A 25,530-nucleotide genomic window follows, 5' to 3' on the forward strand; every position below is an offset into this window, starting at 1 on the left:
ATGACAATGGCAAAATCCCCCTCCAAGGCTATGGGCAAGGTGACCCAGGTCATCGGCGCCGTCGTGGACGTGCAGTTCGAAGGTGCGCTGCCGGCGATCCTGAACGCGCTCGAGACCGACAACAACGGCAAGCGGCTGGTGCTGGAAGTGGCACAGCACCTTGGCGAGAATACCGTGCGCACCATCGCGATGGACGCGACCGAAGGCGTCGTGCGCGGGGCCGCGGTGACTGACCTGGGCGCACCGATCTCGGTTCCGGTCGGTGACGGCACGCTGGGCCGCATCGTCAACGTCATCGGCGACCCGATCGACGAAAAGGGCCCCGTGGTCCACAAGGAAAAGCGCGCCATCCACCAGCCTGCCCCGGACTTTGCCGACCAGGCCACCGACGCGCAGATCCTCGTCACCGGGATCAAGGTCATCGACCTGCTGGCGCCCTATTCCAAGGGCGGGAAGATCGGTCTCTTCGGCGGCGCCGGCGTGGGCAAGACGGTTCTGATCCAGGAACTGATCAACAACATCGCCAAGGTGCACTCGGGCTACTCGGTCTTCGCCGGTGTGGGCGAACGGACCCGTGAGGGGAACGACCTCTACCACGAATTCATCGAATCCGGCGTCATCAACATCGACGACCTGGAAAAGTCGAAAGTGGCCCTTGTCTACGGCCAGATGAACGAGCCCCCGGGGGCGCGTGCCCGCGTGGCGCTGACCGGCCTGACCCTGGCCGAGCAGTTCCGTGACCAGTCGGGGACGGACGTTCTGTTCTTCGTCGACAACATCTTCCGCTTCACCCAGGCGGGTTCGGAAGTGTCGGCCCTTCTGGGCCGTATCCCGTCGGCTGTGGGTTACCAGCCGACGCTGGCCACCGACATGGGTGCCCTGCAGGAACGCATCACCTCGACCAAGGGTGGATCGATCACCTCGGTGCAGGCGATCTACGTTCCGGCCGACGACCTGACCGACCCTGCGCCGGCCACGTCCTTCGCCCACCTCGACGCGACGACCGTTCTTTCCCGCGCGATCTCGGAACTCGGCATCTACCCGGCCGTGGACCCGCTGGACTCGACCAGCCGGATCCTCGACCCGCAGGTCGTGGGGCAGGAACACTATGACGTCGCCCGTTCGGTGCAGGGGATGCTGCAGCGCTACAAGTCGCTGCAGGACATCATCGCCATCCTCGGGATGGACGAACTTTCGGAAGAGGACAAGCTAACCGTGGCCCGCGCCCGGAAGATCCAGCGCTTCCTTTCCCAGCCCTTCGACGTGGCGCAGGTCTTCACCGGCTCGCCGGGCGTGCAGGTGCCGCTGGAAAAGACCATCGCCTCCTTCAAGGCCGTGGTTGCCGGCGAATACGACCACCTGCCGGAAGCCGCCTTCTACATGGTCGGCGACATCGACGAGGTGAAAGCCAAGGCCGCCAAGCTTGCCGCGGCAGCGGCATAAGGGGGCGTGATGGCAGGTTCACTGCAATTCGACCTCGTCAGCCCCGAACGGCGCCTCGCGTCGTTCCCGGCGACCGAGGTCCAGATCCCCGGCGCAATGGGCGACATGACGGCGATGGAGGGGCATGCCTCGACCATCACCAGCCTGCGCCCCGGCATCCTGCGGGTCGTGGCTGCCGAAGGGACCAAGTCCTTCGCGGTGACCGGCGGCTTCGCCGAGATCAGCGCCTCGGGCGTGTCGGTGCTGGCTGAACAGGCGGTTCCGCTGGAAGAGCTGACCCCGGCGGCGCTTGATGCCCTGATCGCTGACGCGTCCGCCGCCCTCGTGGCGGCTGCGGACAAGGACAGCGCCGACAAGACGCTGGCCGATCTTCAGGCGATGCGGGCTTCTGCCGGACACTGACCGGCGTGCCACGAAAGCGATGCGGCCCCGGGGTTTCCGGGGCCGTTTGCTTTTGCATGGCCGCGTCGAACGTCTGCACTAACGAACGGCGGGTCAGCTGCGCTGGTAAAGGCCTTCGTAGATCGGGACCAGCGTGTCGGTCTCGAAGAGCGACGACACCGACATGCCGCCCCAGATGTTCAGGATCGCCTGCGCGAACATCGGCGCTGTCGGCACGATGCGGATGTTCTTCGCGGCCTTCACCTTCTCGGTCGCCTCGATCGAGTCGGTGATGACCAGGGATTTCATCACCGATTTCTCCACCCGCTCCACCGCCGGGCCGGACAGGACGCCGTGGGTGATGTAGCTGTGCACCTCGGTCGCCCCGGCCTCCATCAGCGTCTCGGCCGCCTTGCAAAGCGTGCCGGCCGTGTCGCAGATGTCATCGACGATGATGCATTTGTGGCCCTTCACGTCGCCGATGACGGTCATGCCCGCCACCTCGCCCGCCTTCTCGCGCCGCTTGTCGACGATGGCGAGGGGGGCGCCGATCCGGGTGGCAAGCTCACGCGCGCGGGCCACGCCGCCGACGTCCGGCGAGACGACCATCAGGTCCTGCATCTGGCCCTTGAAGTGGTGCTCGATGTCGAGGGCAAAGACCGGCGCGGCGTAAAGGTTGTCCACCGGGATATCGAAGAAGCCCTGGATCTGTGCGGCATGCAGGTCCAGCGTCAGCACCCGGTCCACCCCCGCCTGGGTGATGAGGTTCGCGACCAGCTTGGCGGAAATCGGCGTGCGGGCCTTTGCGCGGCGGTCCTGGCGGGCATAGCCGAAGTAGGGGATCACCGCGGTGATGCGGCTGGCCGACGACCGGCGCAGCGCATCGACCATGATCAGAAGCTCCATCAGGTTGTCGTTTGCCGGGTTCGAGGTCGGCTGGATGACATACATGTCCTCGCCCCGAACGTTCTCGAACACCTCGACGAAAATCTCCTGGTCGTTGAACCGTTCGACCCGCGCATCGACCAGGTTCACGCTCATCCCCCGGTGCATCGACATCCGCCGGGCGATGGACTTCGCAAGTGGAAGGTTGGCGTTTCCGGCGATCAGCTTCGGTTCGGTGACGGCGGGCATGGGGGCTCCGGATGACGGATTCGTGACGTGGCACGGGCTTATCACCCGGTGCTGCAGTTGCAAACCGGCCCTGCGCTGGAGGATGAGAAAAACCTCTGGTCAGAAGGCGTTCAGGAACCGGTCGACATCGGCCTCGGTCGTCGACCATGAGGCGACGAGGCGGGCCTTCTCGCGCCCTTCCGGCGCCGGAAATCGGTAGAAATGCGCGCCTGCGGCCTCCAGCCGGTCATGGTGGCCGGCGGGCCATTCGGGGAAGAGCATGTTGGCGTCCGCCGGGGGCACATGGGCCTGCCGGTCGCGCAGGCCCGCGACCAGCCGCTGCCCCATCGCGTTGGCCTGCGCGGCAAGGCGCAGCCAGAGGCCGTCGGTCAGGTAGGCCTCCATCTGCGCCGAAAGGAAGCGGTGTTTGGAAAAGAGGTGCCCACCCCGCTTGCGGCGCAGTTCCAGCTCCCACGCCTTCTGGGGCTTGAAAAGGACCACGCCTTCGACCCCAAGGCAGCCGTTCTTGGTGCCGCCAAGGGAAAGGACGTCGATCCCCGCCTTCCAGGTCATCTCGGCCGGAGTGGCCTTCGTCGTAACCAAGGCGTTGGCAAACCGCGCGCCGTCGAGGTGGCAGGGGATGGCCTTGGCCTTTGCGAGGGCCGTCAGGGCGACGATCTCGGACGGGGTGTAGACGGTTCCGGCTTCGGTGACGTTGGTAAGGCTCAGCATTCCGCGCTGGACACCGTGGACGCCGCTTTCGCCGGTGGTGGCAAGGGCCCGGGCAAAGGCCTCCGGGGTGATCTTGCCATGTTCGCCCGGGATCAGGACCAGCTTGGCACCCGAGTAGAACTCGGGCGCGTTGCATTCGTCCTCGGCGATATGGGCGTGCTGGTGGCAGAAGACCCCGTCCCATGGCTGGACGTGCGTGGCGATCGCAAGGGCATTGGCGGCGGTGCCGGTGGCGACAAGGCGAACCTCCGCCTCGGGCGCTTCGAAGAGGTCGCGGACCAGTTCCGTGACACGCGCCATTGCGGCATCGGCGCCGTAGGAGCGTTCGTAACCGTCATTGGCCTTGAGAAGCGCGGCCATGATCTCGGGCGCTGCCCCAGAGGTGTTGTCGGAGGCAAAGCGCATCAGGGGGTTTCCTCGATCAGGTAGTCTTCCCAGTCGTCTTCGGGGACTTCGGTTTCCGGAATGGTGATGCCCTTGATCGAATTGCCCGAGGTATGGGTGCTGTTCGGATCGCCGGTGACCAAGGGATGCCAGTCAGGCAATTTCTTCTTCTGATACAGCAGCTTGTAGGCGCAGGTCGCGGGCATCCAGTAGGCGATCTTCGGCAGGGTCTTCGGCGTCAGGACCACGCATTCAGGCACATGCTTCTTGCGGTTAGGATAGTCCATGCACTGGCAGGTCTCACCATCCAGAAGGCGGCAGGCAATGCGGGTATAGGCGACCTCGCCGGTGTCTTCATACTCCAGCTTGTTAAGGCAGCACTTGCCACAGCCGTCGCACAGGGCCTCCCACTCCTGCTGGGTCATCTTGGCCAGGGGAACGGTTTCCCAGAAGCGGGGACGGAGCGCGGTCATGTCGCGGCCAGGATGGCGCGGGCCTTCGCGCTGTCGGCGTCCATCTGGGCGATGAGGGCGGGCAGACCGTCGAACTTCATCTCGGGGCGAAGGTAATCGACCAGTGCGATGGAAAGGTGCTGGCCGTAAAGGTCACCCTTGAAGTCGAAGATGAAGGTTTCAAGGTTGGGGCGGTTGGTGCCGAACATGGGCCGGACCCCAAGGCTGGCGACCCCGTGGTGACTGCCTTTCTGTGGCCCGGTCAGGATGTCCACAAGGACGGCATAGACCCCGAGTTTCGGCAGGTGCAGCCCGTCGACCGACATGTTCGCGGTGGGGTAGCCAAGATCGCGGCCCCGCTTGTCGCCATGCAGGACCTCACCCTCGATCCGGTGCCAGTGGCCCAGCATCGCGGCGGCGTCACGGGGGCGGCCTTCAGAGAGAGCACGGCGGATGTTGGTGGAGGAGATCTCGGCCCCCGCATCGGTCACAAGTGGCACGATGGTGGTGCGGATCCCCCTTTCCGCGCAGAGGGTTGCAAGGTCCCCCGCGGTGCCCTTGCGGCCCTTGCCAAAGCAGAAGTCGGCCCCCACCACGACATGCGCGACACCAAGACCCTCGTGGAGGACCTGATCGACGAAGCCTTCCGGTGACAGCCCCGCAAGGGTCGCGTCGAAGGGCAGCTGGAAGAGATGCTCGACCCCCAACCGCGCCAGCCGGTTGGCCCGCGCCTCGGCGTTCATCAGGCGGAAGGAGGGCGTTTCGGGCGCGAAGAACTGGCGGGGGTGGGGTTCAAAGGTGACGATGCCAAGCGGGCCATGGCCGCGCGCAAGGTCGATCACCGACTGGTGGCCGCGATGGATGCCGTCGAAATTGCCCATGGCGACCGAGGTGCCACGGGTGGACGGGTCAAGTCCATGCCATTGAAAATGCTGCAGCATCCTGCCCTTTGCGGGCCTCAGAACGCCCGTTTCCCGTCAGTCGAACTTGCGGCTGGGCGCGAGAACCAGCGCCTCGCCCTTCAGGACAACGGTTTTACCGACTGCGGCCTGGGTTTCAAGGGTCACCCGGCGTTTGGCGTGGTCGATGGCGGTGACGGTCACCTCGGCGCGGACGGTGTCGCCGGGGCGCACAGGGGCCATGAAGCGGAGGCTTTGACCGAGGTAGACGGTGCCGTGACCTGGAAGCTGTTCGCCGATGACGGCCGAGATCAGGCCGGCGGTCAGCATGCCGTGGGCGATGCGGCCTTCGAAGATCGTGTCCTGGGCGTAGGAATCGTCAAGGTGGACGGGGTTCCGGTCGGTGGAGACTTCGGCAAAAAGCTCGATATCACGGTCGGTTACGGTCTTCGACAGGTGCCGGGACATGCCGATCTCGATGTCTTCGATGCAGATGGTGCCGCGGGGCATGTTGTCCAGCATGATGGTCGAATCCCCTCCTCCGGGTGGGGTAGCGTTACCACATGCTGCAGCGCAGCGCAATCGGCTGCGCAACTTTTGAACAAAATGGGATGAAAAAGGATACTAAAGTTGCGAAGATGATACGCTAGCGCAGGCGGCCCATGGCAAAGGTCGGGGACATCTCTTGCGCCGCAAGCCAGCTGTCGAGCAGGCCAGCGTCCGGGTTTTCGACGTCCGGCCCGAATTCCTCGGCCGCGAGGCCGCCGGTGATGAAGAGCGTATCCAGCCCCTCACCCATCCCGCCGCGGATATCGGTGGCGATCCCGTCGCCGATGCAGAGGATCTGGGGATCGGACACCCCGCTTTCGGTCAGGCGGCGGCGGGCGAGGTCGTAGATCGGCGGGTGAGGCTTGCCGAAGTAAAGTGCCACGCCGCCCATCTGTTCATACATCTCTGCCAGCGCCCCGGCGCAGTAGAGCCGCTTGTCGCCCAGGTCGACGACGATGTCAGGGTTGGCGCAAAGCATTGGCAGTCCCAGCGTTTTTGCCATCAGGAGCGAGGCGCGGTAGTCATCGGGCGTCTCTAGCAGGTCGTCCTTCAGGCCGGTGCAGACGATCCCTTGCGCCTCGGGCAGGGGGACACGGTGGATCACCGGCTGGGTCAGGGCGTAGTCGCGCAAATCCTCGGCGAAATCGGTGAAGAAAACCTCATCCTTCGGCGCGCCGATGTGGTGGACCATCTGGCCGACGGCGCCGGACAGCATGCCCATCTGCGCCGCATCGCCCGAGGTGACGACGATGTCGTAAGCGTCCTTCGGGACCTTCAGACCCTGCAACTGCTTGACAACGCTGGCTTTCGGGCGCGGCGCGTTGGTCAGGAGAACGACCTTGCCGCCCGCCTTGCGGAAGGCCTGCAGGGCCGCCACCGCCTCGGGATAGGCGATCTTGCCGTTGTGCAGGCACCCCCAGAGATCGCAGAAGACCGCGTCATAGCGGCCCGAAAGGTCGGCGAGGGAGCGGATGATCTCGGTCATTCGGGCGTCCTTCCGGCGGCAGAACCTGCTGTCTTCTTTCCGTCTTCCTTGCGTCTTCCTTCCGTCTCTACGCGCGCAGAGACGGAAGAAACGCAACGCCCCGCCCGCCTCAGAGTTTCAGGGCGGGGATAATCTGCTTCTTGCGGCTCATGATACCCGGAAGGACCACGGTGTCACCCGTGACCTTCGCGCCGAAGGAGGCCTCGGCCAACTGCTTCACGAGGTCGTTCGGGACGAGAAGGGTCGCCTCTTCCTTGATGATGTCGACGACGAAGAGCAGGACCTGGTCGGCCCCGTCCTCTTTCGCCACATCCACCATCGAGCGCATCAGGCTGTCCTTGCGGTCAAGGACGACCTTGGGCGCAGTGGTCTCGAGCACCGAGACGCGGAGTTCCTTCCCGGCGACGTTGTATTCCTTGGAGTCCATCCGCAGAAGCTCGGCGTCCGAGAAGGCCGAGACGTCGGACTTGGCCTCGAACATCTTCGACGCAAGCTCGGGGATCGAGACGCCAAGGTCGGCGGCGAGTTTCTCGGCCACGGCCTTGTCGGTGGGCGTGGTGGTGGGCGAGCGGAATTCCAGCGTGTCGGAAAGGATGCAGGAGAGCATCGCGCCCTTGATCTCACGCGGGAGGCCCGCGACGTCGGCGCCCATGATGTCATGCATCACGGTCGCGGTGCAGGCGAGGGGGCGCATCACGATGGTGATGGGCGACTTGGTCTTGAGGCCGCCGACCAGCATGTGGTGGTCGATGATGGCCTTGATGTTGGCGTCGTTGATCGAGGGCGGCAGTTCGGCCGGGTTGTTGGTGTCGACGATCATCACGTCCTGGCCGGGTTCGACATCGGCGATGATCGCGGGTTTCTCAAAGCCCCAGTGCTTCAGGACGAAGGCGGCCTCGGTATTCGGCTCGCCCAGAAGGCGCGGCTCGGCCGGGGCGTTGCGGCGGTTGGTCAGATACCAGGCCCAGACGATGGCCGAGAGGGTGGCGTCGGTGTCGGGGGATTTGTGGCCCAAGACGAGGGTGGTCATGAAAAATGCCCTTGGTAGGTTGTCGGAGTCGCGCGCGGTATAGGCGAGGGCGGAATGATTGTCACGCGGGCAGGGATGTGGCACTCTGGCAGCCTTGGCAGAGGAGTCTTCGTGTCATGGACCTGACCGTCTGACGCCCCGGAGGGGGCGGTGAGCGGGGGCTGAGGCCCCGGAGCAAGCCCTGAGCCAAGGAGTACCCTGAGAATGGACAAGGCAGTTTCGGCCTAAGGGCCGGTCGTGGCCGGGTTTCGCGCCTGGCTGAACCTTATCTTCAAGACAGGGGCAGATCATGCCGACGAAGAAGACTGGAAAACCCGCCATGGCGGGACTGAAGCCGTTGCCGAAGGCCAAGGGGTTCGATCCCGCGGCCTTGCGGGGCGGGAAAGGGCCCGCCGAGCCGAAGCTGGTGCCGAAGCGCGGGCTGGTCCCGGGCAAGGGCGGGCACCGCTAGACGCGGGGTGACGGGTCGCTCATCAAGCCCTTGCGGGCTTTCTTCGCCGGGGTCGCGCGCCTTGCGAAGACCGACCGGAGGGGAGGGATGAGCTGCCCGTCAGTCGTAGAAGGCCGGTGCTTTCCGAAGCTCCGGCCACTGCGCGGGCTCGTGGCCGTAGATCAGGAAGCCGGGCAGGCCCAGAAGGCGATTGGCAGAGGTTTTCGCGCTTGCCGGGTCCTCGGCGTCGGCGAAGTCTTCATCCGGTTCCGATGCGCGGTTGATGGCATCGGCGGCGAGGATCACCGGGCCGGAGTGCGGCAGGTCGAGGATCGCCGAGAGGTGTCCCGGCGTGTGGCCGGGCGTGGGGATGAGGGTCAGCCCCTCACAGACCGGGGTGTCGGCGTCGATCAGGTGGTAGCGGGCCTTCGGCCAGTCCAGAGGTCGGGCGGTGCCGAAGTAGCTGGGTGCTGGGTCGCTGCGTTCGCGGGCAGTCATCACGATCGGCGCATGCGTGAAAAGATGCAGCGCGCCGACGTGGTCGATATGGCCGTGGGACAGGATCGTCAGCGTGATGTCCCGGGGCTCAAGGCCAAGGGCGGCGAGTGCGCCCTCGGCGGTCTGGTCGGGCCGGAAATCGATGAGGCGACCGAAGCCGGGAAGGCCGTCCCGTTCGGCGCGCGCGGGGTCGGTCAGGTATTCGGGCGGAAAGCCGGTGTCGAAGAGGATGCGGTCGCCCCGGTCGGTTTCCATCAGGTAGGCGGGGATGCCGATGATCCGCTCGCCGCCCCGGACCTCGAAAAGGCCGAGGTCGAGGATGGTGAGGCGGGTCAGACGGCCGGGAAGGAGGGCCGGAGGCAGGATCACAGCGGCAATTCTTCCAGGGTGAAGCCTTCCTTCTGCAGAAGGTTCAGGACGCCGTCCTCCCCCGACAGGTGGAGGGCACCGAAGGCGGCGAAGACCGGGCCATCGGCGGCGGCCTGTGTCAGCACCGGAATCCAGGCACGGTTGCGGGCGGACATCAGGAGTTCCTCCATGCGGGCGAATTCGGCCTCGATCCGTTCGGGCGTGTAGCCGGGCAGGCGGAGGCTTTCGTCGCGCATGTATTCCCAGATCATCCGGCTGGTCCCGGAAAAGTAGCTGTCGGCGAGAGTGGCGAAGTAATCCTCGGCCCGGTCTTCGACTGCGAGGGTCGAATCGATCATGGCGACGAGCTCGTCTTCGGACATCGCGCCGAAGAGCGTGAAGATGGTGTCGAAGGGTTCGAGCGCCCGGACGGGCACCCCGGCGGCAAGGGCGGTGTCGATGACCATGCCGTCAAGACCCTTGGGATCGGTCATCTGGGCAATGGCGCAGGGCGGAATGGCCAGCATCACCGCGACATACCAGGGCTGGAACTTGGCGGACATGAAGGATGGAACTCCGCGTGCCGAAAGGGCGGCGCTGAGCTTGTCCCAGGTGTCGGGCGGCAGGCGTTCGAGGAGCGTCGGGCCTTCGGTGATCATCATGACCCCGGGGTCGCTGGCGATACGATCCAGAAGAGCCGCTTCCTCGTCCGGCCCGGCCTCGACGAGGACGGTGGCGGCCGAAGTAATGGCGGGTGTGATGGCCTCAAGGGTCGCTGAATGGCGCGGGTCGTCGAAGTGGTAGGTGCCGATAATGGTAATGACCTCATCCCCCCGGGTTGCCCGCCAGTGGTTGCCGCGCGGGAAGGGCACGGCATCGGCGGCGGCGGTGATCGCGGCCAGCCGGTCGGGGTCCATGCTGGCAAAGAGGTTCTCGCCCGCGCATTGGGCGCGGAGCGGAGCGGGAAGGAAGGTCAGGGTCAGGAAAAGGAATGTCAGGAAGCGGGTCATCGGAGCTTTCGCAGGGGAGCCAGGGGTACGGCGCATCGTGGCAGGTGGACCGGAAAAGGCAATTCGAATTGCCGTGTGCGGGTGTTGACAGCGAAGCGGGCATCACCTACCTGAGGCGTCGTTAGCACTCGGACATCCTGAGTGCTAATCAAGTTCAAACCTGGAAACTCAAGGGAGTACCCCAGATGGCTTTCAAACCGCTGCATGACCGTGTGCTGGTCAAGCGTGTCCAGTCCGACGAAAAGACCAAGGGCGGGCTGATCATCCCCGATACCGCCAAGGAAAAGCCCGCCGAGGGCGAAGTGGTCTCTGTCGGCGAAGGGGCGCGTAAGGATTCGGGCGAGCTGATCGCGCCGTCGGTGAAGGCGGGCGACCGCATCCTGTTCGGCAAGTGGTCGGGCACCGAAGTGACCCTGAACGGCGAAGAGCTGCTGATCATGAAGGAAAGCGACATCCTCGGGATCATTTCCTGAGGACGGTGCGCTTTAGCGCACGCTACGCAATCCACAACCCATTCTAGGAGCTACGCAAAATGGCTGCAAAAGACGTCAAGTTCGACACCGACGCCCGCGACCGCATGCTGCGCGGCGTCAACATCCTTGCTGACGCGGTGAAGGTGACCCTCGGCCCGAAAGGCCGCAACGTCGTGATCGACAAGTCCTTCGGTTCGCCCCGCATCACCAAGGACGGCGTGACCGTCGCCAAGGAAATCGAGCTGGCCGACAAGTTCGAGAACATGGGCGCGCAGATGGTGAAGGAAGTCGCTTCCCGCACCAACGACGAAGCCGGTGACGGCACCACCACCGCGACCGTTCTGGCCCAGGCGATCATCCGCGAAGGCATGAAGTCGGTCGCCGCCGGTCTGAACCCGATGGACCTGAAGCGCGGGATCGATCTTGCGACCGCCAAGGTCGTCGAGCAGATCAAGGCGATGGCCCGTCCGGTCAAGGACAGCGCCGAAGTCGCGCAGGTCGGCACCATCTCGGCCAACGGCGAGGCTGAAATCGGCCGCCAGATCGCGGAAGCGATGCAGAAGGTCGGCAACGAGGGTGTCATCACCGTCGAAGAGAACAAGGGCCTGGAGACGGAAACCACCGTCGTCGAGGGCATGCAGTTCGACCGCGGCTACCTGTCGCCCTACTTCGTGACCAACGCAGACAAGATGGTCGCGGAACTGGAAGACGCCTTCATCCTGCTGCATGAGAAGAAGCTCTCGTCGCTGCAGCCGATGGTTCCGCTGCTGGAGGCGGTGATCCAGTCGCAGCGTCCGCTGGTGATCGTGGCTGAGGACGTGGAAGGCGAGGCCCTGGCCACGCTGGTCGTCAACAAGCTGCGTGGCGGCCTGAAGATCGCGGCCGTGAAGGCCCCGGGCTTCGGCGACCGTCGCAAGGCCATGCTGCAGGACATCGCGATCCTGACCGGCGGCCAGGTGATCTCGGACGACCTCGGCATGAAACTTGAGAACGTCGGGCTCGACATGCTGGGCCGCGCGAAGAAAGTCATCATCAAGAAGGATGACACCACGATCATCGACGGCCATGGCGACAAGGCCGAGATCGAGGCCCGCGTCGGTCAGATCCGCGCGCAGATCGAGGAAACCACCTCGGACTACGACCGCGAGAAGCTGCAGGAGCGTGTCGCGAAGCTGGCGGGCGGCGTTGCCGTCATCCGCGTCGGCGGCATGACCGAAGTCGAAGTGAAAGAGCGCAAGGACCGCGTTGACGACGCCCTGAACGCGACCCGCGCGGCCGTGCAGGAAGGTGTCATCGTCGGTGGTGGCGTTGCCCTCGTCCAGGCTTCCAAGGGTCTGGACGGCCTGAAGGGTGCCAACAGCGACCAGGACGCCGGTATCGCCATCGTCCGCCGCGCGCTGGAAGCGCCGCTGCGCCAGATCGCCGAGAATGCCGGCGTTGACGGTGCCGTGGTTGCCGGCAAGGTCCGCGAGTCGAAGGACACCTCGTTCGGCTTCAACGCCCAGACCGAAGAATATGGCGACATGTTCAAGTTCGGCGTGATCGACCCGGCGAAAGTGACCCGCACCGCGCTGGAAGATGCGGCGTCGGTCGCCTCGCTTCTGATCACCACCGAGGCGATGATCGCCGACCGTCCCGAGCCGAAAGCTGCCCCGGCGATGCCGGGCGGCGGCGGCATGGGCGGGATGGACTTCTGATCCATCCGGTCATGGACTTCGGGAAAGGGCGCCTGCGGGCGCCCTTTTCTTTTCGCGCTGTGCTATGCTGAACCCGGATGAGGATGGGGGCAGCCATGGCACAGCTGGACTTCTTCTACTTCTTCGGCAGCGGTTACGCCTATCTGTCGGTACTGCGGATCGCGGAATTGGCGGAAAGAAAGGGTGTCACCGTCTACTGGCGACCCTTCAACGTCCGCCCCCTGATGCGCGAGAACAATGTGATGCTGCGCGATGAAGCGCAGAAGGTGCGCTACCTGTGGCGCGATATCGAACGGCGGGCGGCGCTGCATGGGCTGCCCTTCGTGAAGCCGCCGCTCTGGCCGACCGAGCCTGACCTTCTGGCCAGCCGCGTCGCGATGGTCGCCGCCGAAGAGGGCTGGGTGGAGCCCTACACTTTGGAAAGCTTCCGTGCCTGGTATCTGGAAGGCCAGCCCCTTGGCACGGTCGAGAGCCTTGGCCTCATCCTGCCGCGCGTCGGCCAGGACCCGTTGCGTGTTCTGGCGCTGGCAGAGCGGCCCGAGTCGTCCGCGCGGCTGGAGGCAGAGACCGAGGCTGCGCGCAGGCTGGGTGCCTTCGGTTCGCCGACCTTCGTGGCCGGGGAGGAACTCTTCTGGGGCGACGACCGGCTGGAAGAGGCGCTGGACTGGGCAGCCGGTCGCCACCCGGCGCAGGGGCGCTGACGGGCCGGGGCTTGCCTTGACGGAGAGTGGCGTCCCATTCTGGTTGGCATGCGCCTGTTCCTGCTCACCGCCCTGACGATGCTGGCCTTCGCGGGCAACTCTGTCCTGAACCGCTGGGCGGTGGGGCTGGGGCATATCGGTGCGGTGGAGTTTGCGGTGATCCGGTTGCTGGCTGGGGCCGCCATGCTGACGGTGCTGGTCCTCTGGCAGCGGGGTGGGTTGGGTTGGCCGGGGTGGCGTGGCAGGTTGGCGGGGGGCCTGGGGCTTTCGGCCTATCTCCTGGGGTTTTCGCTGGCCTACCGGGGGATCGATGCCGGGACCGGCGCGCTGGTCCTGTTCGGTGCGGTGCAGGTGACGATGTTCGTCGGTGCTCTGCTTTCGCGTGAGGTGGTTCCGGTGCGGCGTTGGCTGGGGGCTGGGCTGGCGCTGGGAGGGCTGGCGCTGATCGCGGCACCGGGGGCAGTGGCGTGGGTGCCGCTTGTGCTGATGGTGGTCGCGGGGGTCGGCTGGGGCATCTATTCGCTGGCCGGTCGCGGGGCGGCGGATCCCCTGGCGGCGACGGCGTGGAATTTCGTGCTGTCGGTGCCGCTGGTCCTGCCCCTGGGGTTGGCGATGGGGCTGGAGGTGCCGGGGGCGAAGGGGGTGATCCTGGCCGCGGTATCGGGGGCGGTGACCTCGGGCCTTGGCTATGCGCTATGGTATGCCGTCCTGCCACGCCTTGGCGCGGCGCGGGCGGCGGTGGCGCAGCTGACGGTGCCGCTGATCGCGGCGCTGGGGGGCGCGCTGCTTCTGGCCGAGGTGCCGGGGATGCGGTTCTGGCTGGCGAGCCTGCTGGTGCTGGGTGGCGTTGCGCTGGCGAGCCTCCCTTACAGGGGTTTGACCAGGCGTTCGATCCAGTGACCCGTGGTGCCGTCCTGCCGGCGGAGGCCGGTGGGCGTGAAGCCTTCGCGCAGCCAGAAGGCGCGGCCGCGCGGGTTGGCGTCCAGGACGGCAAGGAACAGCCGGGGGGCGTGGTGCTTTCGGGCCAGCATCTCGATGTGGGCGAGGAAGGCCTTGCCGTGACCCGCGCCCTGCGCCCAGGGGCCGATGAGCATCAGGCCGAGGTAGGCGTCATTCGGGTCCGGAAAACCGTAGGACAGTTCGGCAACGCCGGAGAGGCGCTGGTTGACGAACAGGCCCAGCCGGTCGCTTTGCGCCGGGTCGCAATTCGGGGGGGCGTCGGTGAAGAAATCGGAGGCTTGGTCATTCGCGTTCAGGCGGCCTTCGGCCATGAGCCAGTAGTCCGGCGCCTCGCGGTAGAACTGCGCGACGAGCGCGGTTTCGGAGGGGAAAAGCTCACGGATCCGCACGGGCGATCCTGACCACTTCAAGCTCGACCGCGGCGGAGGGGCGTTTCCACGTGACCACGTCGCCGGCTCGCGCGCCAAGAAGGGCGCGGGCAAGGGGAGAGGTCGGGGCGATACGGTGGCGGGTGGCGTCGGCCTCGTCCTCGCCGGTGATTTCGTAGGTGGTTTCCTTGCCGTCCTCGTCGGCCACCGTGACGGCAAGGCCGAAGGCGACCTCGGTCAGGTCGTGGTCGGCGGGGTCGATCACGACGGCGGCCTTGAGGCGCGCCTCGAGCCAGCGGATGTCGCGCATCGCGGCGGCTTCGGGCAGCTTGTCGAGGCGGTCTGGGCGGGCTTTCAGGGCCTGAAAGTCGGCCTGGCGGTTAGAGAGGGCGGAGCGGAGGGCGGCAAGGCCGCGCGGGGTGATGAGGTTCGGGCCGGGAGGAACGGGACGTTCCGGCAGGTCGGGGCGGTCGGACCCGGCATCTTCGTTGACGAAAGCGTGGCTCATTTCAGGATCGTCTCAAGCGGGTCGTAATGCGCGGCCTCGGCGCCCCATGCGACGGCGGGCAGGCTGTCGGGCTTGAAGCGGATGTGACCGGCGTCGAGTTCGGCGCGGGCGAAGAAGCGGCGGTCGGTGACGACGCCTTCGGGGTCGGTCCAGCTGTCGGACAGGGTGCCGTCGGCGATGGTGCAGCGGAAGAAGAGGTCGATCTGGTGAAAGCCGGTGTCGGGGTCGTGGAATTCGTTGACGAGGGCGGGCAGGCCGACGTTGACGCGAAGCCCGGTTTCCTCATGCACCTCGCGGGCGAGGTTATCGGGGATGGACTGGCCAGCCTCGCACCCCCCTCCGGGGGCGCACCAGAGGCCAAGGCGCGCACCGGGGTAGGCGTTGACGAGAAGGAGCCGGTCCTGGTGCAGGATCAGCGCGCGGGCGGCGATGCGGGGGCGTAACCGGGCCGGTGTCATGGGACGAAGCCTGTGACGTAGCGTCAGGATTGTCCAGCCTGATGCAGTCTGCCCTTGCCCTGCGGGCGGCACGGGCGGAACATCGGGACATGTGGCTGAACGACCGCCTTTCCCGCTTCCGACCCGCCGCCCCCGCGACCGAGGAAGGTGCGGCCGGACGAGAGGCCGTGGTGCTGCTGCACGGGCTGGCGCGGACGGATGCCTCGCTTGCGCCGATGGCGATGGCGCTGAAGGCGGCGGGGTACCGGGTGATCAACTGGTCCTACCCGTCCACCAAGGCGACGCCGGAACAGCTGGTCGCTTCGGTCGCGCGGGCCGAGGCCAAGATCGGGCGGGCGCGGGTGCATTTCGTGACCCATTCAATGGGCGGGATCCTACTGCGCGACTGGCTGACGCGGCAGCGCCCGGCCGAGATGGGGCGGGTGGTGATGCTGGCCCCGCCGAACCACGGGTCGGAACTCGTGGACAAGATCGGCGACAACCCGGTCTTCGAATGGGTGAACGGCGAGGCGGGCAAGACCCTGGGCACGGGGCCTGAGAGCTGGCCGAACAGCCTGCCGGGCGCGGACTATCCGCTGGGGATCATCGCGGGGACCTTGTCGGTCAACCCGGTGGCCAATGCGATGCTGCCTGGGCCGAACGACGGCAAGGTGACGGTGGAAAGCACCAAGCTTGAGGGGATGGACGACCATCTGGTGCTGCCGGTCACGCATACCTTCATGATGATCAACCCCCTCGTCATCCGGCAGGTCATCACCTTCCTGCGCACCGGGCGCTTCGATCACGCGCTGACGCTGGCCGATGTCGTCAAGCAGACGTTGCAGGCGGTTCAGTCGCAGGGGTGACGACCTCGGGCGAGCCGGTATCGCTGCGGCCTTCCCGCTGGGCCTGCCGCGCCTCGCGCGCAAGGGATTCGAACCGGGTGCGGAACGCCTCGAGCGCCTTTTCGTCCAGCTCTTCAAGGTCCAGCAGCGCGTTGTGTGCGCCCTTCGTCGCACGGATCAATTCGTCCAGTTTCAGCTGCATCGCCACGGTGTCGCGGTTCTGGGTGTTCTGGATCAGGAACACCATGAGGAAGGTCACGATCGTCGTACCGGTGTTGATGACCAGTTGCCAGGTGTCGGAATAGCCGAAGATCGGGCCGGTGATCAGCCAGACGACGATCGTCGCCAGTGCAAGCAGGAAGGTGACCGGTCTGCCGGTGATCTGGGCGATCCAGCGGGCGGCGCGGGTGTAGATCGAGGCTTTGTCGGCCATGCTATCCTCGGGCAGATGTGCAAGATTCAGTATAGCGCAGATCGCCGGCACAAGCGCTGACGTCGGTCATGGCGGAGGGGAATGCTCGTCGATGCCTTCGGCACTCCTCGCTGCGACGAGAAGCCGAAGGCGCGCGAGGAGCGTCAGGGGCGCTGGATGCGGTTCACGTGGCCCATCTTGCGGCCCGGGCGGGGGGCGCCCTTGCCGTAGAGGTGGAGCTGCGTGTCGCGGGCCTTCAGAAGCTCTGGCACGCGCAGGACGTCGTCGCCGATCAGGTTCTCCATCACCACGTCGGCATAGCGGTGGCCGTCGCCAAGGGGCAGGCCAGCCACGGCCCGGATGTGCTGTTCGAACTGGTCGACCGTGCAGCCGGCTTGTGTCCAGTGGCCGGAGTTGTGGACGCGGGGGGCGATCTCGTTCACCAGAAGGCCGCGGGGGGTGACGAATAGTTCCACCCCCATCACGCCGACATAGTCGAGCGCGTTCAGGATGCGGGCGGCGATCAGGACGGCGTCGCTGCGCTGGCCGGGCGAGAGGCGCGCCGGGACCGTGGTGGTGCGGAGGATGCCCTCGCGGTGGACATTCTCACCCGGGTCGAAGCAGGCGACCGCGCCGTCAAGGCTGCGGGCGGCGATGACGCTGACCTCGCGGTCGAAGGCGACGAAGCCTTCGAGGATCGAGGGGGCGCCGTTCATTGCGGCCCAGGCGGCGGGGATTTCGGCCTCGGCCTCGAGCTTGACCTGGCCCTTGCCGTCATAGCCGAGGCGGGTGGTCTTGAGGATCGCGGGCAGGCCGAGACTGTCGGCGGCGGCGTGGAGGTCGGCTTCCCCGTTCACGGCAGCCCAGGTGGCGGTTTGCAGGCCGAGGTCGTTGAGGAAGGATTTTTCGGCGATCCGGTCCTGGCTTACGGCCAGCGCACGGCGGTTCGGGCGGATGGGTTTCAGCGATTCCAGAAGGTCGAGCGCCGAGGTCGGGACATTCTCGAATTCGTAGGTGATGACATCGACGGCGGTCGCAAAGGCGCGGAGGGCGGCTTCGTCTTCATAGGTGGCGGTGGTGACGGTATGGGCCACGTCGCCCGCCGGGGCGGCCCCCGGTTCATAGATGTGGCAGCGGTAGCCGAGGCGGCTGGCGGCGACCGATAGCATGCGGCCAAGCTGCCCGCCACCGAGGATGCCGATGGTCGCCCCTTGGGGAAGTTCAGTCATCGGACGGCTCCTCGGGGATCGAGGCCGACAGGGCCTCGCGCCAGGCATCAAGACGGGCGGCGATGGCGGGGTCGGAGGTCGCAAGGATCGCGGCGGCCATCAGGCCCGCGTTGGCCGCACCGCCGATGGCCATTGTGGCGACCGGGTAGCCCCTGGGCATCTGGAGGATGGAGTAGAGCGAATCCACGCCGGAAAGCGCCTTGGTCTGCACTGGCACGCCGATGACCGGGACGCGGGTCTTCGAGGCCATCATGCCCGGCAGGTGTGCCGCCCCCCCGGCCCCGGCGATGATGACCTTGAGGCCCCGCGCGGCGGCGGTCTTGCCGTAGTCCCAAAGCCGGTCGGGCGTGCGGTGGGCGCTGACGATCTTCGTCTCGTAGGGAATCCCGAGTTCATCGAGGATTTCGGCGGCGGCCTTCATGGTGGGCCAGTCGCTTTGCGACCCCATGATGATCCCGACCTCTGGCATGGCGCATCCCTTCATCCTGAAGCCCCCGGTTATACGACGGACGGGGGGGCGGGCAAGGGCGGGTCAGTCCGTTGCCCAGGGCCCATGCGGAAGGGGGAGGCCGTCCAGTCGTTCAAACCCGTGGAGACCGAAGAAATCGCGCTGGCCCTGGATCATGTTCGCGGTACCCCGCGCGGTGCGCATCAGGTCGAACCATGCGAGGCCGGCGGCGAGGGCGGGCAGGGCATGGCCGTGCAGCGCCCCCGTCGCAGCGACAAGACGCAAGGCGGGCAGGCAGCGGGTGAGTTCTCCTGCAAAGCGCGGAGCAAGAATCAGGCTGCGGGCCGCGTCGTCCTCAAGCGCCTGCGCCATGTGGTCCAGCATGGTCGAGCGTATGATGCACCCGGCCCGCCAGACGCGGGCGATGGCGGGCAGGCGCAGGTTCCAGCCGAAGGCAGGCCCGGCGGCTGCAATCATCCCGAAGCCCTGCGCGTAACAGATTATCTTGCCGGCGGTCAGGGCGTCCCCAAGCTGGCGGGCGTTCAGGGTCCAATTGGGTGGCAGGCGCGCCGGACCGGGGCCATGCAGGGCCTCACCTGCCTTGCGTTCGTCGATCCGGGAAGAAACGTTGCGGGCGGCAACGGCGGCCTCGATGACCGTGATCGGCGCGGCGAGGTGCTGTGCCTCGATCACCGTCCAGCGCCCGGTCCCTTTCTGCCCCGCCTTGTCGAGGATGACGTCCAGAAGGGCGCCCCCGGTCACCGGATCGGTCGCGGCGGCGACCTGGGCGGCAACGTCGATCAGGTAGCTTTGCAGGATGCCTCGGTTCCAGTCTTCGAACACCTTTGAAATCTCTGCCGCCTCCATCCCCAGGCCGTCGCGCAGGATGCCGTAGACCTCGGCGATCATCTGCATGTCGGCATACTCGATGCCGTTGTGGACGGTCTTGACGAAATGCCCGGCCCCCGCCTCGCCCATGTGGTCGGCGCAGGGCGTGCCGTCCTCGGCCCGTGCGGCGATGGCTTGCAGGACGGGGGCAATGCGGGCCCAGTCCTGCGGGGTGCCACCTGCCATGATCGACGGCCCGTGCCGCGCGCCCTCTTCCCCGCCCGAGACGCCCATGCCCAGAAAGTGGAACGGCAGGCCTGCGGCCACCCGACGGTTGGTGTCGCGGAAGTTGGCGTTGCCGGCGTCGATCACAAGGTCCTGCGGATCGAGATGCGGGGCGAGGGCGGCAAGCTGGTCGTCCACTGGCTGGCCCGCCGGGACCATCAGGATGATCGAACGGGGGCTGGCCATCGCAGCGACAAGGTCGGCCAGGGTTTCGGTCGGCACGATCCGGTCGGCCAGAGGTCCGGCCCCGGCATGGAAGTCGCGGGTGGTCGCCGCGGTGCGGTTCCAGACGGCGACGGTAAAGCCCTTCTCGGCGATGTTCAGCGCAAGGGCCGAGCCCATCGTGCCAAGGCCGATCAGGCCGATGGTGGGTTTCATGGCCATTGCGCCCCTTTGCGGTTCAGGACCACCGAGTAAAGCCCGGTCGTCGCGGTGATGAAAAGCCGGTGCTTCGCCCGCCCGCCGAAGCAAAGGTTCGACACGACCTCGGGGATCAGGATCTTGCCCATCAGGTGCCCGTCCGGCGCGATGCAGTGGACGCCGTCGCCGGCTGAGGACCAGAGGTTGCCATCCTGGTCCACCCGGATGCCATCGGCGCAGCCGGGGGTGATCCTGTGAAAAAGACGCCCTGCCTTCGGCCGTCCGGAGGCCATGTCGAAGGCCATGATGTGCTGCGGATCGTCGCTGAAGGCCCGCCCGGTGTCGGCCACGTAAAGCGTGCCTTCGTCCGGGCTGAAGGCAAGGCCGTTCGGGCAGGCCATGTCGGTGATCACGGCCTCGATCGTGCCCGAAGGATCGACGCGGTAGACCTGGCAGGGAAGTTCGGCCTCGGCCTTGAAACCTTCGTAGTCGCTGATGATCCCGTAATGCGGATCGGTGAACCACACCGCCCCGTCGCGGGCGACGATGATGTCGTTGGGGCTATTCAGGGGCTTGCCCTGGAAGCTGTCAGCGATGACGGTGACGGACCCGTCCCATTCGGTGCGGGTGACGCGGCGCGTCCCGTGTTCGCAGCTGATCAGCCGCCCCTGACGGTCCCGGCTGTGGCCGTTGGCGAAGTTGGCGGGCTGGCGGAAGGTGGTCAGCCCCGCCTCGGACCAGCAGAGGATCCGGTCGTTCGGGATGTCGGAGAAAAGAAGGCAGCCATGGTCGCCGAACCAGACCGGCCCTTCGGCCCAGTCGAAGCCCGAGGCGAGGCGCTTCGGTGGGGCGTTGTGCAGGACAAAGGCTACGAAGGCGGGATCGTGGATTTCGAACCAGGGGTCGGGCGGGGACATGGGTGGCACCTCCGGGCGATGACTGTCCGGGGCTTGGGCGCGGGGGTCAAGCCCTTCCGGCGTGACAGTCCAGTGACGGCAGGCTAGGACCGGGGCATGGCCAGTCGTCCGTTCCTTCGCGAGGTGACCGCATGACCGCCCGGATCATGATCCAGGGTGCGGGGTCGAATGTCGGCAAGTCGCTGCTGGTCGCGGGGCTCTGCCGCCATTTCGCGCGTCAGGGCCTGCAGGTGCGGCCGTTCAAGCCACAGAACATGTCGAACAATGCCGCCGTGGCGACGGGAGGCGAGATCGGCCGGGCGCAGGCGCTGCAGGCCCGCGCGGCGAGGGTAGCCCCGCATGTCGACATGAACCCCGTGCTCCTCAAGCCCGAATCAGAGACCGGGGCGCAGGTGATCGTGCAGGGCCGCCGGCTGACGACGGTGAAGGCCCGGGACTATGCCGCGCTGAAGCCGCAGCTGATGGCCCCGGTGCTGGAGAGCTTTCACCGTCTGGCGGCGGAGGCTGACCTCGTCATCGTCGAAGGCGCGGGCAGCCCGGCCGAGGTGAACCTGCGGGCGGGCGACATCGCCAACATGGGCTTTGCCCGGGCCGCGGATGTGCCGGTCATCCTGGCCGGCGACATCGACCGGGGTGGGGTGATCGCGCAGCTGGTGGGAACGCAGGCGGTGCTTGCCCCGGCGGATGCGGCGATGATCCGGGGGTTCCTCATCAACAAGTTCCGCGGCGACCCGCGCCTTTTCGACGACGGCTATCGCCTGATCGAGGCCCGAACCGGCTGGCCGGGGCTGGGGGTCATCCCGTGGTTTCCCCATGCCCACCGCCTGCCGGCCGAGGACGCGGCGGATCTGGGCGGCACGCGGGGATCGGGCGGCTTCCTGATCGCAGTCCCGCACCTGAACCGGATCGCCAACTTCGACGACCTCGACCCCCTGGCGCAGGAACCGGGCGTCACGCTGAAGATCGTCAGGCCCGGCCAGCCCCTGCCGGTCGAGGCCGACCTCATCATCCTGCCCGGCTCCAAGGCCACCATCGCCGACCTTGCCCATTTCCGCGCGGAAGGCTGGGACATCGACCTTGCGGCGGCCTTGCGCCGGGGCGCGCGGGTGCTGGGCCTTTGCGGCGGTTACCAGATGCTCGGGCGCGAAATCGCAGATCCCGACGGGATCGAGGGGAAGCCGGGGTCGGCTCCGGGCCTTGGGCTGCTGGACGTCACCACGGTGATGACGCCGGACAAGCACGTGACTGAGACCGTGGCGCGCCACCCCGCCTCCGGCACGGTCGTCAGGGGCTATGAAATCCACCTCGGCAGAACGGAAGGGCCGGACCGCGCCCGGCCCCTCTTCACCGTCAGCGGCCAGCCGGAAGGCGCGGTTCGGGCGGACGGGCGCGTGATGGGCAGCTACCTGCACGGGATGTTCACCGAGGACGCCTTCCGCCGGGCCTTCCTTGCGGGCCTGGGCGCCGTGCCGGGACATGCGAGCTACGGGGCGGTTGTCGAGGAAACGCTGGACGCGCTGGCCGACCATCTGGCGGCGCATGTGGATTGCGACAGGGTCTTCGCGCTGGCGAAGGGCTAGGCGCGGGACCGCTCGGCCTTTGACCGACCTCGCAGGGGGCCTTCAGCCCCCTCGGCGCTGAAGCGCCTAACCCCCGAGGATACTTGAGCAGAAAGGAAGCCATAAACCTTAACGGCTTATTCAGACGAATCATCGAACCTGCTGAGGCGGTACATGCGGGGACGCCGATGACCGCCAGATGGGAAGACGCCCTGTCGTCGGGATTCCCGGCGGCAGGGTTCCCTTGACCCGCAAGCCGTTTTCCTTTCTGCACAAATATCCTCCGGGGGTCCGGGGGTGGAAAACCCCCGATCGCGCTTGGTCCGTGGCGCCCCCCGCTGGCCAGTGGTGCAGCGGCAGCGCCGGCCGAGCGGGGCTCGATGCCCCCGAGGGCGGCCCCCCTTTTCGGGAAGGCCCTAGAAGAGCCCGTCGCCGCCCTGTTCCTGCTCGATTGCCTCGTCGGCCACGACAGCGACCGCCCCGCCGACCAGAACCGGCGCGCAGGCCGACAGCACAAGCGCGGCGGCAAGGAGGGTGAGGCGAAGCGATGACTTCATCATGGTCAGATCCTTTTCCGGGTGCCGCGCAGGACGTGCGACGGGTGTTTATTCTCGGGGCGATACCTTACGGGGACGACTGACCTGCGCTGGCTTCTACCGGCGCTGCGTCCTCGGCAGGACCGAAGACCACCACGCCGCCATAGAAGAAGGGTGTGCAGGCGGAGAGAACGGCCAACGCGACGCCAAGGGCAGCCTTGATCACCACGCGTTGCATCGTTGAGCCCCCCTTCGCGCCCTTAGAACTCCACCCCTGCCTGGGCCTTGATGCCCGACCGGAACGGGTGCTTGACCAGCGTCATCTCGGTCACGAGATCCGCCGCCTCGATCAGTTCGTCCTTCGCGTTCCGTCCCGTCAAGACCACATGGGTCAGGGGAGGCTTTTCGGCGCGGAGAAACGCCAGCACTTCGGCGAGGTCGAGGTAATCGTAGCGGAGCGCGATGTTGATCTCGTCCAGAAGCACCAGGCGGATGGAAGGGTCGCGGATGAGTTCCTTCGCCTTTTCCCAGCCCGCCCGGGCGGCGGCGATGTCGCGGGCCTTGTCCTGGGTTTCCCAGGTGAAACCTTCGCCCATTGCGTGGAACTGGCAGAGATCGGGAAAATGGGTGGTCAGAAGCCGCCGCTCGCCCGTGTCCCAGGCGCCCTTGATGAACTGCACGACCGCAGAGGGCATCCCGTGCGCGATGCAGCGCAGGATCATGCCGAAGCCGGAGGAGGACTTGCCCTTGCCCGCGCCGGTATGGACGATGATCAGCCCCTTCTCGCCCGACTTTCCGGCCATGATCCGGTCGCGCGCTGCCTTCTTCTTGGCCATCTTCGCGGCGTGGCGGGCGAGGTCATCCGTTGCGGGTGTCGTATCGGCGTCGGTCATGGTCGGTCGTGTCCTTGACAAGGCCCCCCCATCTGCCTCAGGTGGACGGGTGCTGGTTCCTGTTTATGACAGGCGAAGAGGGAATGCGACAGGCCCGCCCGACGAAATGGGCGACCCGAAGCAGCCGCCCCCGCGACCGTGACCGGAGAGGTCCCAAGGCCACTGGCGTCATGCCGGGAAGGCGGGGGCCGTGGGGAGATCCTCTCCCCGTATCCGCAAGCCGGGAGACCTGCCAGCGCAGAACGGTAACCGGCGGACGGGGTGTTCCGCGACCGGTGATCGGCGGCCCCACACGTCGGGCGGCCCCTCGCTGGCCCACCCTTTCCGCCTTCGGATAGGCAACCATGGGCGCGACCCTTTACGTCTGCACCACCTGCAAGGCCGGCGAGGCCCCGGCCGAGGGCGCACCGCCCTGCGGGGCCCGGCTGCATGCCGCGCTGACGGCGGACGCGCCGCCCGAAGGCGTTCGCATCATCGGGGTCGAGTGCCTTTCTGCCTGCAACACTGGCTGCGCGGTGTCGCTGACAAAGCCGGGGGCCTGGTCCTATGTCTATGGCCGCCTGACGCTGGACGACGTTCCAGCGATTCTCGAAGGTGCGGCGAAATACGCCGCGACCGGGGATGGTATCGTCCCCTGGCGCGACCGCCCGACCGTCTTCCGCAAGCAATCCATTGCCCGCGTTCCCCCACATCCCCTGCCAGAGGCCGCCGAATGACCGAACAGATGAACGACCTGGGGAAAATCCCCGTCACCGTGATCACCGGCTTCCTCGGCGCGGGGAAGACCACGCTCATCCGCCACCTGATGCAGAACCCGCAGGGCAAGCGCCTGGCGATCCTCGTCAACGAGTTCGGCACCGTGGGCGTCGACGGCGACATCCTGAAATCCTGCGCGGATGAGAACTGCCCGGCGGAAAACATCGTGGAGCTGGCCAACGGCTGCATCTGCTGCACCGTCGCCGATGATTTCATCCCGACGATCGAGCAGCTGATGGCCATGCCGCAGCGCCCCGATCACATCCTGATCGAGACCTCGGGCCTTGCGCTGCCGAAGCCCCTTCTCAAGGCCTTCGACTGGCCCGCGATCCGCAGCCGGATCACGGTGGATGGCGTGATCGCGCTTGCCGATGCCGAGGCGGTGGCGGCGGGCCGGTTTGCCCCCGACGTGGACGCGGTCGAGGCGCAGCGCGCTGCCGACCCCAGCCTGGACCACGAAACGCCACTTTCGGAGGTCTTCGAGGACCAGATCCTCTGCGCCGACCTGATCCTGCTTTCGAAGGCCGACCTCGCCGGGGATGCGGGCCTTGCGACAGCGCGCGAGGTAATCGCGGCCGAGCTGAACCGCCCGGTGCCGATGCTGCCGATGACCGAAGGTGTCATCGACCCGCGTGTCGTCCTGGGCCTTGCCGCGGCGGCGGAGGATGACCTGGCCGCGCGCCCCTCGCACCACGACGGGGCGGATGACCACGAGCATGACGATTTCGATTCGGTCGTGATCGACCTGCCGGAGGTGACTGACCCCGAGGCCCTGGCCGCGGCGATTCAGCGCCTGGCGCATGAGCTGAACATCCTGCGGGTCAAGGGCCATGTCGCCGTTGCCGGCAAGCCGATGCGGCTGCTGGTGCAGGCCGTCGGCGCCCGCGTGCGGATGCAGTACGACCGCCCCTGGGGTGCCGCGCCGCGCCTTTCGCAGCTTGTCGTCATCGCCGAGCATGACGACATCGACGAAGCCGCGATCCGCAGGGTAGTGGGGGCCTGACAGCCGTGACTTACCCTCTCCTCACCTTTGGGCGGGAAGCGCCCCCCTACTTCCTCGGGGG

General features: G+C 66.8%; 31 protein-coding genes and 1 riboswitch. Of the genes, 11 read left to right on the top strand and 20 right to left on the bottom strand.

Translation table 11 applies throughout. From position 1 onward, the window contains the following. Nucleotides 1-6 precede the first annotated feature (6 nt). Complete coding sequence (gene atpD / locus AC2D9V_RS08155) at nucleotides 7-1,443, top strand: F0F1 ATP synthase subunit beta (RefSeq protein ID WP_484713567.1); 1,437 nt, start codon at nucleotides 7-9, stop codon at nucleotides 1,441-1,443. A gap of 9 nt (nucleotides 1,444-1,452) precedes the next feature. Then, nucleotides 1,453-1,845, top strand: coding sequence for a F0F1 ATP synthase subunit epsilon (locus tag AC2D9V_RS08160; RefSeq protein ID WP_484713568.1), 393 nt, complete (start codon nucleotides 1,453-1,455; stop codon nucleotides 1,843-1,845). A gap of 93 nt (nucleotides 1,846-1,938) precedes the next feature. Here the strand turns inward: AC2D9V_RS08160 and AC2D9V_RS08165 are convergent, their stop codons facing one another. The 7 genes from AC2D9V_RS08165 to AC2D9V_RS08195 form a co-directional block, all read right to left on the bottom strand. Beyond that, nucleotides 1,939-2,958: a ribose-phosphate pyrophosphokinase gene (locus tag AC2D9V_RS08165; protein WP_484713569.1), complete on the bottom strand. Its 1,020-nt coding sequence runs from the start codon at nucleotides 2,956-2,958 to the stop codon at nucleotides 1,939-1,941. A 99-nt stretch (nucleotides 2,959-3,057) separates the two neighbouring features. Then, complete coding sequence (locus AC2D9V_RS08170) at nucleotides 3,058-4,074, bottom strand: threonine aldolase family protein (RefSeq protein ID WP_484713570.1); 1,017 nt, start codon at nucleotides 4,072-4,074, stop codon at nucleotides 3,058-3,060. Continuing rightward, complete coding sequence (locus tag AC2D9V_RS08175; protein WP_484713571.1) at nucleotides 4,074-4,526, bottom strand: YcgN family cysteine cluster protein; 453 nt, start codon at nucleotides 4,524-4,526, stop codon at nucleotides 4,074-4,076. The genes AC2D9V_RS08170 and AC2D9V_RS08175 overlap by 1 nt, the downstream gene beginning before the upstream one ends. Next, nucleotides 4,523-5,446 (bottom strand): bifunctional riboflavin kinase/FAD synthetase, encoded by a 924-nt coding sequence (locus AC2D9V_RS08180; RefSeq protein ID WP_484713572.1) that lies wholly within the window; start codon nucleotides 5,444-5,446, stop codon nucleotides 4,523-4,525. The genes AC2D9V_RS08175 and AC2D9V_RS08180 overlap by 4 nt, the downstream gene beginning before the upstream one ends. Nucleotides 5,447-5,482: 36 nt before the next feature. After that, nucleotides 5,483-5,926 carry a MaoC family dehydratase gene (locus AC2D9V_RS08185; RefSeq protein ID WP_484713573.1) on the bottom strand — a complete coding sequence of 148 codons (444 nt, stop codon included), beginning with the start codon at nucleotides 5,924-5,926 and terminating at the stop codon, nucleotides 5,483-5,485. A gap of 124 nt (nucleotides 5,927-6,050) precedes the next feature. Beyond that, nucleotides 6,051-6,938 carry a TIGR01459 family HAD-type hydrolase gene (locus AC2D9V_RS08190; RefSeq protein WP_484713574.1) on the bottom strand — a complete coding sequence of 296 codons (888 nt, stop codon included), beginning with the start codon at nucleotides 6,936-6,938 and terminating at the stop codon, nucleotides 6,051-6,053. Between the two features lie 109 nt (nucleotides 6,939-7,047). After that, nucleotides 7,048-7,968 carry a manganese-dependent inorganic pyrophosphatase gene (locus tag AC2D9V_RS08195; RefSeq protein WP_484713575.1) on the bottom strand — a complete coding sequence of 307 codons (921 nt, stop codon included), beginning with the start codon at nucleotides 7,966-7,968 and terminating at the stop codon, nucleotides 7,048-7,050. Nucleotides 7,969-8,257: 289 nt separating this feature from the next. Between AC2D9V_RS08195 and AC2D9V_RS08200 the strand changes: the two genes are divergently transcribed. Next, a complete protein-coding gene (locus AC2D9V_RS08200; protein WP_484713576.1) occupies nucleotides 8,258-8,419 on the top strand; it encodes a hypothetical protein in 162 nt (53 codons plus the stop codon). A gap of 99 nt (nucleotides 8,420-8,518) precedes the next feature. On the opposite strand, the gene AC2D9V_RS08205 is transcribed toward AC2D9V_RS08200, so the two are convergent. Together AC2D9V_RS08205 and AC2D9V_RS08210 are read right to left on the bottom strand one after the other, a co-directional pair. Further along, a complete protein-coding gene (locus AC2D9V_RS08205) occupies nucleotides 8,519-9,265 on the bottom strand; it encodes an N-acyl homoserine lactonase family protein (protein WP_484713577.1) in 747 nt (248 codons plus the stop codon). After that, on the bottom strand, nucleotides 9,262-10,254 hold the full coding sequence (locus AC2D9V_RS08210; protein WP_484713578.1) for a TraB/GumN family protein: 993 nt from the start codon (nucleotides 10,252-10,254) through the stop codon (nucleotides 9,262-9,264). Before AC2D9V_RS08210 ends, AC2D9V_RS08205 begins: the two co-directional genes overlap by 4 nt. Nucleotides 10,255-10,439: 185 nt before the next feature. Here AC2D9V_RS08210 and AC2D9V_RS08215 point away from each other — a divergent pair, with 185 nt between their 5' ends. From AC2D9V_RS08215 to AC2D9V_RS08230, 4 genes are all read left to right on the top strand, one after another. After that, complete coding sequence (locus tag AC2D9V_RS08215) at nucleotides 10,440-10,727, top strand: co-chaperone GroES (protein ID WP_484713579.1); 288 nt, start codon at nucleotides 10,440-10,442, stop codon at nucleotides 10,725-10,727. A 59-nt stretch (nucleotides 10,728-10,786) separates the two neighbouring features. Continuing rightward, the gene (groL, locus tag AC2D9V_RS08220; RefSeq protein ID WP_484713580.1) at nucleotides 10,787-12,424 is read left to right on the top strand and encodes a chaperonin GroEL; all 1,638 of its coding nucleotides are present in this window, start codon (nucleotides 10,787-10,789) and stop codon (nucleotides 12,422-12,424) included. 95 nt (nucleotides 12,425-12,519) lie between these two features. After that, on the top strand, nucleotides 12,520-13,125 hold the full coding sequence (locus AC2D9V_RS08225; RefSeq protein ID WP_484713581.1) for a DsbA family protein: 606 nt from the start codon (nucleotides 12,520-12,522) through the stop codon (nucleotides 13,123-13,125). Between the two features lie 48 nt (nucleotides 13,126-13,173). Beyond that, complete coding sequence (locus tag AC2D9V_RS08230) at nucleotides 13,174-14,025, top strand: DMT family transporter (RefSeq protein WP_484713582.1); 852 nt, start codon at nucleotides 13,174-13,176, stop codon at nucleotides 14,023-14,025. Here AC2D9V_RS08230 and AC2D9V_RS08235 read toward each other — a convergent pair. The 3 genes from AC2D9V_RS08235 to AC2D9V_RS08245 are packed head-to-tail and all read right to left on the bottom strand — an operon-like array spanning nucleotide 13,992 to nucleotide 15,419. Beyond that, complete coding sequence (locus tag AC2D9V_RS08235; RefSeq protein ID WP_484713583.1) at nucleotides 13,992-14,474, bottom strand: GNAT family N-acetyltransferase; 483 nt, start codon at nucleotides 14,472-14,474, stop codon at nucleotides 13,992-13,994. The two genes, AC2D9V_RS08230 and AC2D9V_RS08235, sit on opposite strands and share 34 nt — an antisense overlap. Next, nucleotides 14,461-14,961 carry a GreA/GreB family elongation factor gene (locus AC2D9V_RS08240; RefSeq protein ID WP_484713584.1) on the bottom strand — a complete coding sequence of 167 codons (501 nt, stop codon included), beginning with the start codon at nucleotides 14,959-14,961 and terminating at the stop codon, nucleotides 14,461-14,463. Before AC2D9V_RS08240 ends, AC2D9V_RS08235 begins: the two co-directional genes overlap by 14 nt. Further along, complete coding sequence (locus tag AC2D9V_RS08245) at nucleotides 14,958-15,419, bottom strand: NUDIX domain-containing protein (protein WP_484713585.1); 462 nt, start codon at nucleotides 15,417-15,419, stop codon at nucleotides 14,958-14,960. The genes AC2D9V_RS08240 and AC2D9V_RS08245 overlap by 4 nt, the downstream gene beginning before the upstream one ends. Nucleotides 15,420-15,460: 41 nt before the next feature. On the opposite strand from AC2D9V_RS08245, the gene AC2D9V_RS08250 reads away from it, so the two are divergent. Continuing rightward, nucleotides 15,461-16,264, top strand: a complete 804-nt coding sequence (locus tag AC2D9V_RS08250; RefSeq protein WP_484713586.1) for an esterase/lipase family protein — start codon at nucleotides 15,461-15,463, stop codon at nucleotides 16,262-16,264. Here the strand turns inward: AC2D9V_RS08250 and AC2D9V_RS08255 are convergent. The 5 genes from AC2D9V_RS08255 to AC2D9V_RS08275 form a co-directional block, all read right to left on the bottom strand. Next, the gene (locus AC2D9V_RS08255; RefSeq protein WP_484713587.1) at nucleotides 16,227-16,676 is read right to left on the bottom strand and encodes a low affinity iron permease family protein; all 450 of its coding nucleotides are present in this window, start codon (nucleotides 16,674-16,676) and stop codon (nucleotides 16,227-16,229) included. The two genes, AC2D9V_RS08250 and AC2D9V_RS08255, sit on opposite strands and share 38 nt — an antisense overlap. Nucleotides 16,677-16,819: 143 nt before the next feature. Further along, nucleotides 16,820-17,884, bottom strand: a complete 1,065-nt coding sequence (locus AC2D9V_RS08260; protein WP_484713588.1) for a 5-(carboxyamino)imidazole ribonucleotide synthase — start codon at nucleotides 17,882-17,884, stop codon at nucleotides 16,820-16,822. Next, nucleotides 17,877-18,353 carry a 5-(carboxyamino)imidazole ribonucleotide mutase gene (gene purE / locus AC2D9V_RS08265; protein ID WP_484713589.1) on the bottom strand — a complete coding sequence of 159 codons (477 nt, stop codon included), beginning with the start codon at nucleotides 18,351-18,353 and terminating at the stop codon, nucleotides 17,877-17,879. The genes AC2D9V_RS08260 and purE overlap by 8 nt, the downstream gene beginning before the upstream one ends. Nucleotides 18,354-18,416: 63 nt before the next feature. Further along, nucleotides 18,417-19,829 carry an NADP-dependent phosphogluconate dehydrogenase gene (gene gndA, locus AC2D9V_RS08270; RefSeq protein ID WP_484713590.1) on the bottom strand — a complete coding sequence of 471 codons (1,413 nt, stop codon included), beginning with the start codon at nucleotides 19,827-19,829 and terminating at the stop codon, nucleotides 18,417-18,419. Next, nucleotides 19,820-20,722, bottom strand: coding sequence for an SMP-30/gluconolactonase/LRE family protein (locus AC2D9V_RS08275; RefSeq protein WP_484713591.1), 903 nt, complete (start codon nucleotides 20,720-20,722; stop codon nucleotides 19,820-19,822). Before AC2D9V_RS08275 ends, gndA begins: the two co-directional genes overlap by 10 nt. A gap of 131 nt (nucleotides 20,723-20,853) precedes the next feature. On the opposite strand from AC2D9V_RS08275, the gene AC2D9V_RS08280 reads away from it, so the two are divergent. Continuing rightward, nucleotides 20,854-22,302 carry a cobyric acid synthase gene (locus tag AC2D9V_RS08280; RefSeq protein WP_484713592.1) on the top strand — a complete coding sequence of 483 codons (1,449 nt, stop codon included), beginning with the start codon at nucleotides 20,854-20,856 and terminating at the stop codon, nucleotides 22,300-22,302. Between the two features lie 395 nt (nucleotides 22,303-22,697). Here the strand turns inward: AC2D9V_RS08280 and AC2D9V_RS08285 are convergent, their stop codons facing one another. The 3 genes from AC2D9V_RS08285 to cobO form a co-directional block, all read right to left on the bottom strand. Next, nucleotides 22,698-22,841, bottom strand: coding sequence for a hypothetical protein (locus AC2D9V_RS08285; protein ID WP_484713593.1), 144 nt, complete (start codon nucleotides 22,839-22,841; stop codon nucleotides 22,698-22,700). Between the two features lie 64 nt (nucleotides 22,842-22,905). Then, nucleotides 22,906-23,055 (bottom strand): hypothetical protein, encoded by a 150-nt coding sequence (locus AC2D9V_RS08290; protein WP_484713594.1) that lies wholly within the window; start codon nucleotides 23,053-23,055, stop codon nucleotides 22,906-22,908. Nucleotides 23,056-23,077: 22 nt separating this feature from the next. After that, nucleotides 23,078-23,710, bottom strand: coding sequence for a cob(I)yrinic acid a,c-diamide adenosyltransferase (cobO, locus tag AC2D9V_RS08295; RefSeq protein ID WP_484713595.1), 633 nt, complete (start codon nucleotides 23,708-23,710; stop codon nucleotides 23,078-23,080). Nucleotides 23,711-23,746: 36 nt separating this feature from the next. After that, a riboswitch (cobalamin riboswitch) is annotated at nucleotides 23,747-23,961 on the top strand. A gap of 93 nt (nucleotides 23,962-24,054) precedes the next feature. Here cobO and AC2D9V_RS08300 point away from each other — a divergent pair. Continuing rightward, nucleotides 24,055-24,426, top strand: coding sequence for a DUF1636 family protein (locus tag AC2D9V_RS08300; protein WP_484713596.1), 372 nt, complete (start codon nucleotides 24,055-24,057; stop codon nucleotides 24,424-24,426). Between the two features lie 8 nt (nucleotides 24,427-24,434). Beyond that, nucleotides 24,435-25,469, top strand: a complete 1,035-nt coding sequence (gene cobW / locus AC2D9V_RS08305; protein WP_484714473.1) for a cobalamin biosynthesis protein CobW — start codon at nucleotides 24,435-24,437, stop codon at nucleotides 25,467-25,469. Nucleotides 25,470-25,530: the final 61 nt, after the last annotated feature.

The organism is Tabrizicola sp. T46 (assembly GCF_057219895.1).

Excerpts from the sequence above, each read along its gene's own strand:
- atpD (WP_484713567.1), top strand. The coding sequence starts at position 7 with ATGGCAAAATCCCCCTCCAAGGCTATGGGCAAGGTGACCCAGGTCATC.
- AC2D9V_RS08160 (WP_484713568.1), top strand. The coding sequence starts at position 1,453 with ATGGCAGGTTCACTGCAATTCGACCTCGTCAGCCCCGAACGGCGCCTC.
- AC2D9V_RS08165 (WP_484713569.1), bottom strand. The coding sequence starts at position 2,958 with ATGCCCGCCGTCACCGAACCGAAGCTGATCGCCGGAAACGCCAACCTT.
- AC2D9V_RS08170 (WP_484713570.1), bottom strand. The coding sequence starts at position 4,074 with ATGCGCTTTGCCTCCGACAACACCTCTGGGGCAGCGCCCGAGATCATG.
- AC2D9V_RS08175 (WP_484713571.1), bottom strand. The coding sequence starts at position 4,526 with ATGACCGCGCTCCGTCCCCGCTTCTGGGAAACCGTTCCCCTGGCCAAG.
- AC2D9V_RS08180 (WP_484713572.1), bottom strand. The coding sequence starts at position 5,446 with ATGCTGCAGCATTTTCAATGGCATGGACTTGACCCGTCCACCCGTGGC.
- AC2D9V_RS08185 (WP_484713573.1), bottom strand. The coding sequence starts at position 5,926 with ATGCTGGACAACATGCCCCGCGGCACCATCTGCATCGAAGACATCGAG.
- AC2D9V_RS08190 (WP_484713574.1), bottom strand. The coding sequence starts at position 6,938 with ATGACCGAGATCATCCGCTCCCTCGCCGACCTTTCGGGCCGCTATGAC.
- AC2D9V_RS08195 (WP_484713575.1), bottom strand. The coding sequence starts at position 7,968 with ATGACCACCCTCGTCTTGGGCCACAAATCCCCCGACACCGACGCCACC.
- AC2D9V_RS08200 (WP_484713576.1), top strand. The coding sequence starts at position 8,258 with ATGCCGACGAAGAAGACTGGAAAACCCGCCATGGCGGGACTGAAGCCG.
- AC2D9V_RS08210 (WP_484713578.1), bottom strand. The coding sequence starts at position 10,254 with ATGACCCGCTTCCTGACATTCCTTTTCCTGACCCTGACCTTCCTTCCC.
- AC2D9V_RS08215 (WP_484713579.1), top strand. The coding sequence starts at position 10,440 with ATGGCTTTCAAACCGCTGCATGACCGTGTGCTGGTCAAGCGTGTCCAG.
- groL (WP_484713580.1), top strand. The coding sequence starts at position 10,787 with ATGGCTGCAAAAGACGTCAAGTTCGACACCGACGCCCGCGACCGCATG.
- AC2D9V_RS08225 (WP_484713581.1), top strand. The coding sequence starts at position 12,520 with ATGGCACAGCTGGACTTCTTCTACTTCTTCGGCAGCGGTTACGCCTAT.
- AC2D9V_RS08230 (WP_484713582.1), top strand. The coding sequence starts at position 13,174 with ATGCGCCTGTTCCTGCTCACCGCCCTGACGATGCTGGCCTTCGCGGGC.
- AC2D9V_RS08240 (WP_484713584.1), bottom strand. The coding sequence starts at position 14,961 with ATGAGCCACGCTTTCGTCAACGAAGATGCCGGGTCCGACCGCCCCGAC.
- AC2D9V_RS08245 (WP_484713585.1), bottom strand. The coding sequence starts at position 15,419 with ATGACACCGGCCCGGTTACGCCCCCGCATCGCCGCCCGCGCGCTGATC.
- AC2D9V_RS08250 (WP_484713586.1), top strand. The coding sequence starts at position 15,461 with ATGCAGTCTGCCCTTGCCCTGCGGGCGGCACGGGCGGAACATCGGGAC.
- AC2D9V_RS08255 (WP_484713587.1), bottom strand. The coding sequence starts at position 16,676 with ATGGCCGACAAAGCCTCGATCTACACCCGCGCCGCCCGCTGGATCGCC.
- AC2D9V_RS08260 (WP_484713588.1), bottom strand. The coding sequence starts at position 17,884 with ATGACTGAACTTCCCCAAGGGGCGACCATCGGCATCCTCGGTGGCGGG.
- purE (WP_484713589.1), bottom strand. The coding sequence starts at position 18,353 with ATGCCAGAGGTCGGGATCATCATGGGGTCGCAAAGCGACTGGCCCACC.
- gndA (WP_484713590.1), bottom strand. The coding sequence starts at position 19,829 with ATGGCCATGAAACCCACCATCGGCCTGATCGGCCTTGGCACGATGGGC.
- AC2D9V_RS08275 (WP_484713591.1), bottom strand. The coding sequence starts at position 20,722 with ATGTCCCCGCCCGACCCCTGGTTCGAAATCCACGATCCCGCCTTCGTA.
- AC2D9V_RS08280 (WP_484713592.1), top strand. The coding sequence starts at position 20,854 with ATGACCGCCCGGATCATGATCCAGGGTGCGGGGTCGAATGTCGGCAAG.
- AC2D9V_RS08285 (WP_484713593.1), bottom strand. The coding sequence starts at position 22,841 with ATGATGAAGTCATCGCTTCGCCTCACCCTCCTTGCCGCCGCGCTTGTG.
- AC2D9V_RS08290 (WP_484713594.1), bottom strand. The coding sequence starts at position 23,055 with ATGCAACGCGTGGTGATCAAGGCTGCCCTTGGCGTCGCGTTGGCCGTT.
- cobO (WP_484713595.1), bottom strand. The coding sequence starts at position 23,710 with ATGACCGACGCCGATACGACACCCGCAACGGATGACCTCGCCCGCCAC.
- AC2D9V_RS08300 (WP_484713596.1), top strand. The coding sequence starts at position 24,055 with ATGGGCGCGACCCTTTACGTCTGCACCACCTGCAAGGCCGGCGAGGCC.
- cobW (WP_484714473.1), top strand. The coding sequence starts at position 24,435 with ATGAACGACCTGGGGAAAATCCCCGTCACCGTGATCACCGGCTTCCTC.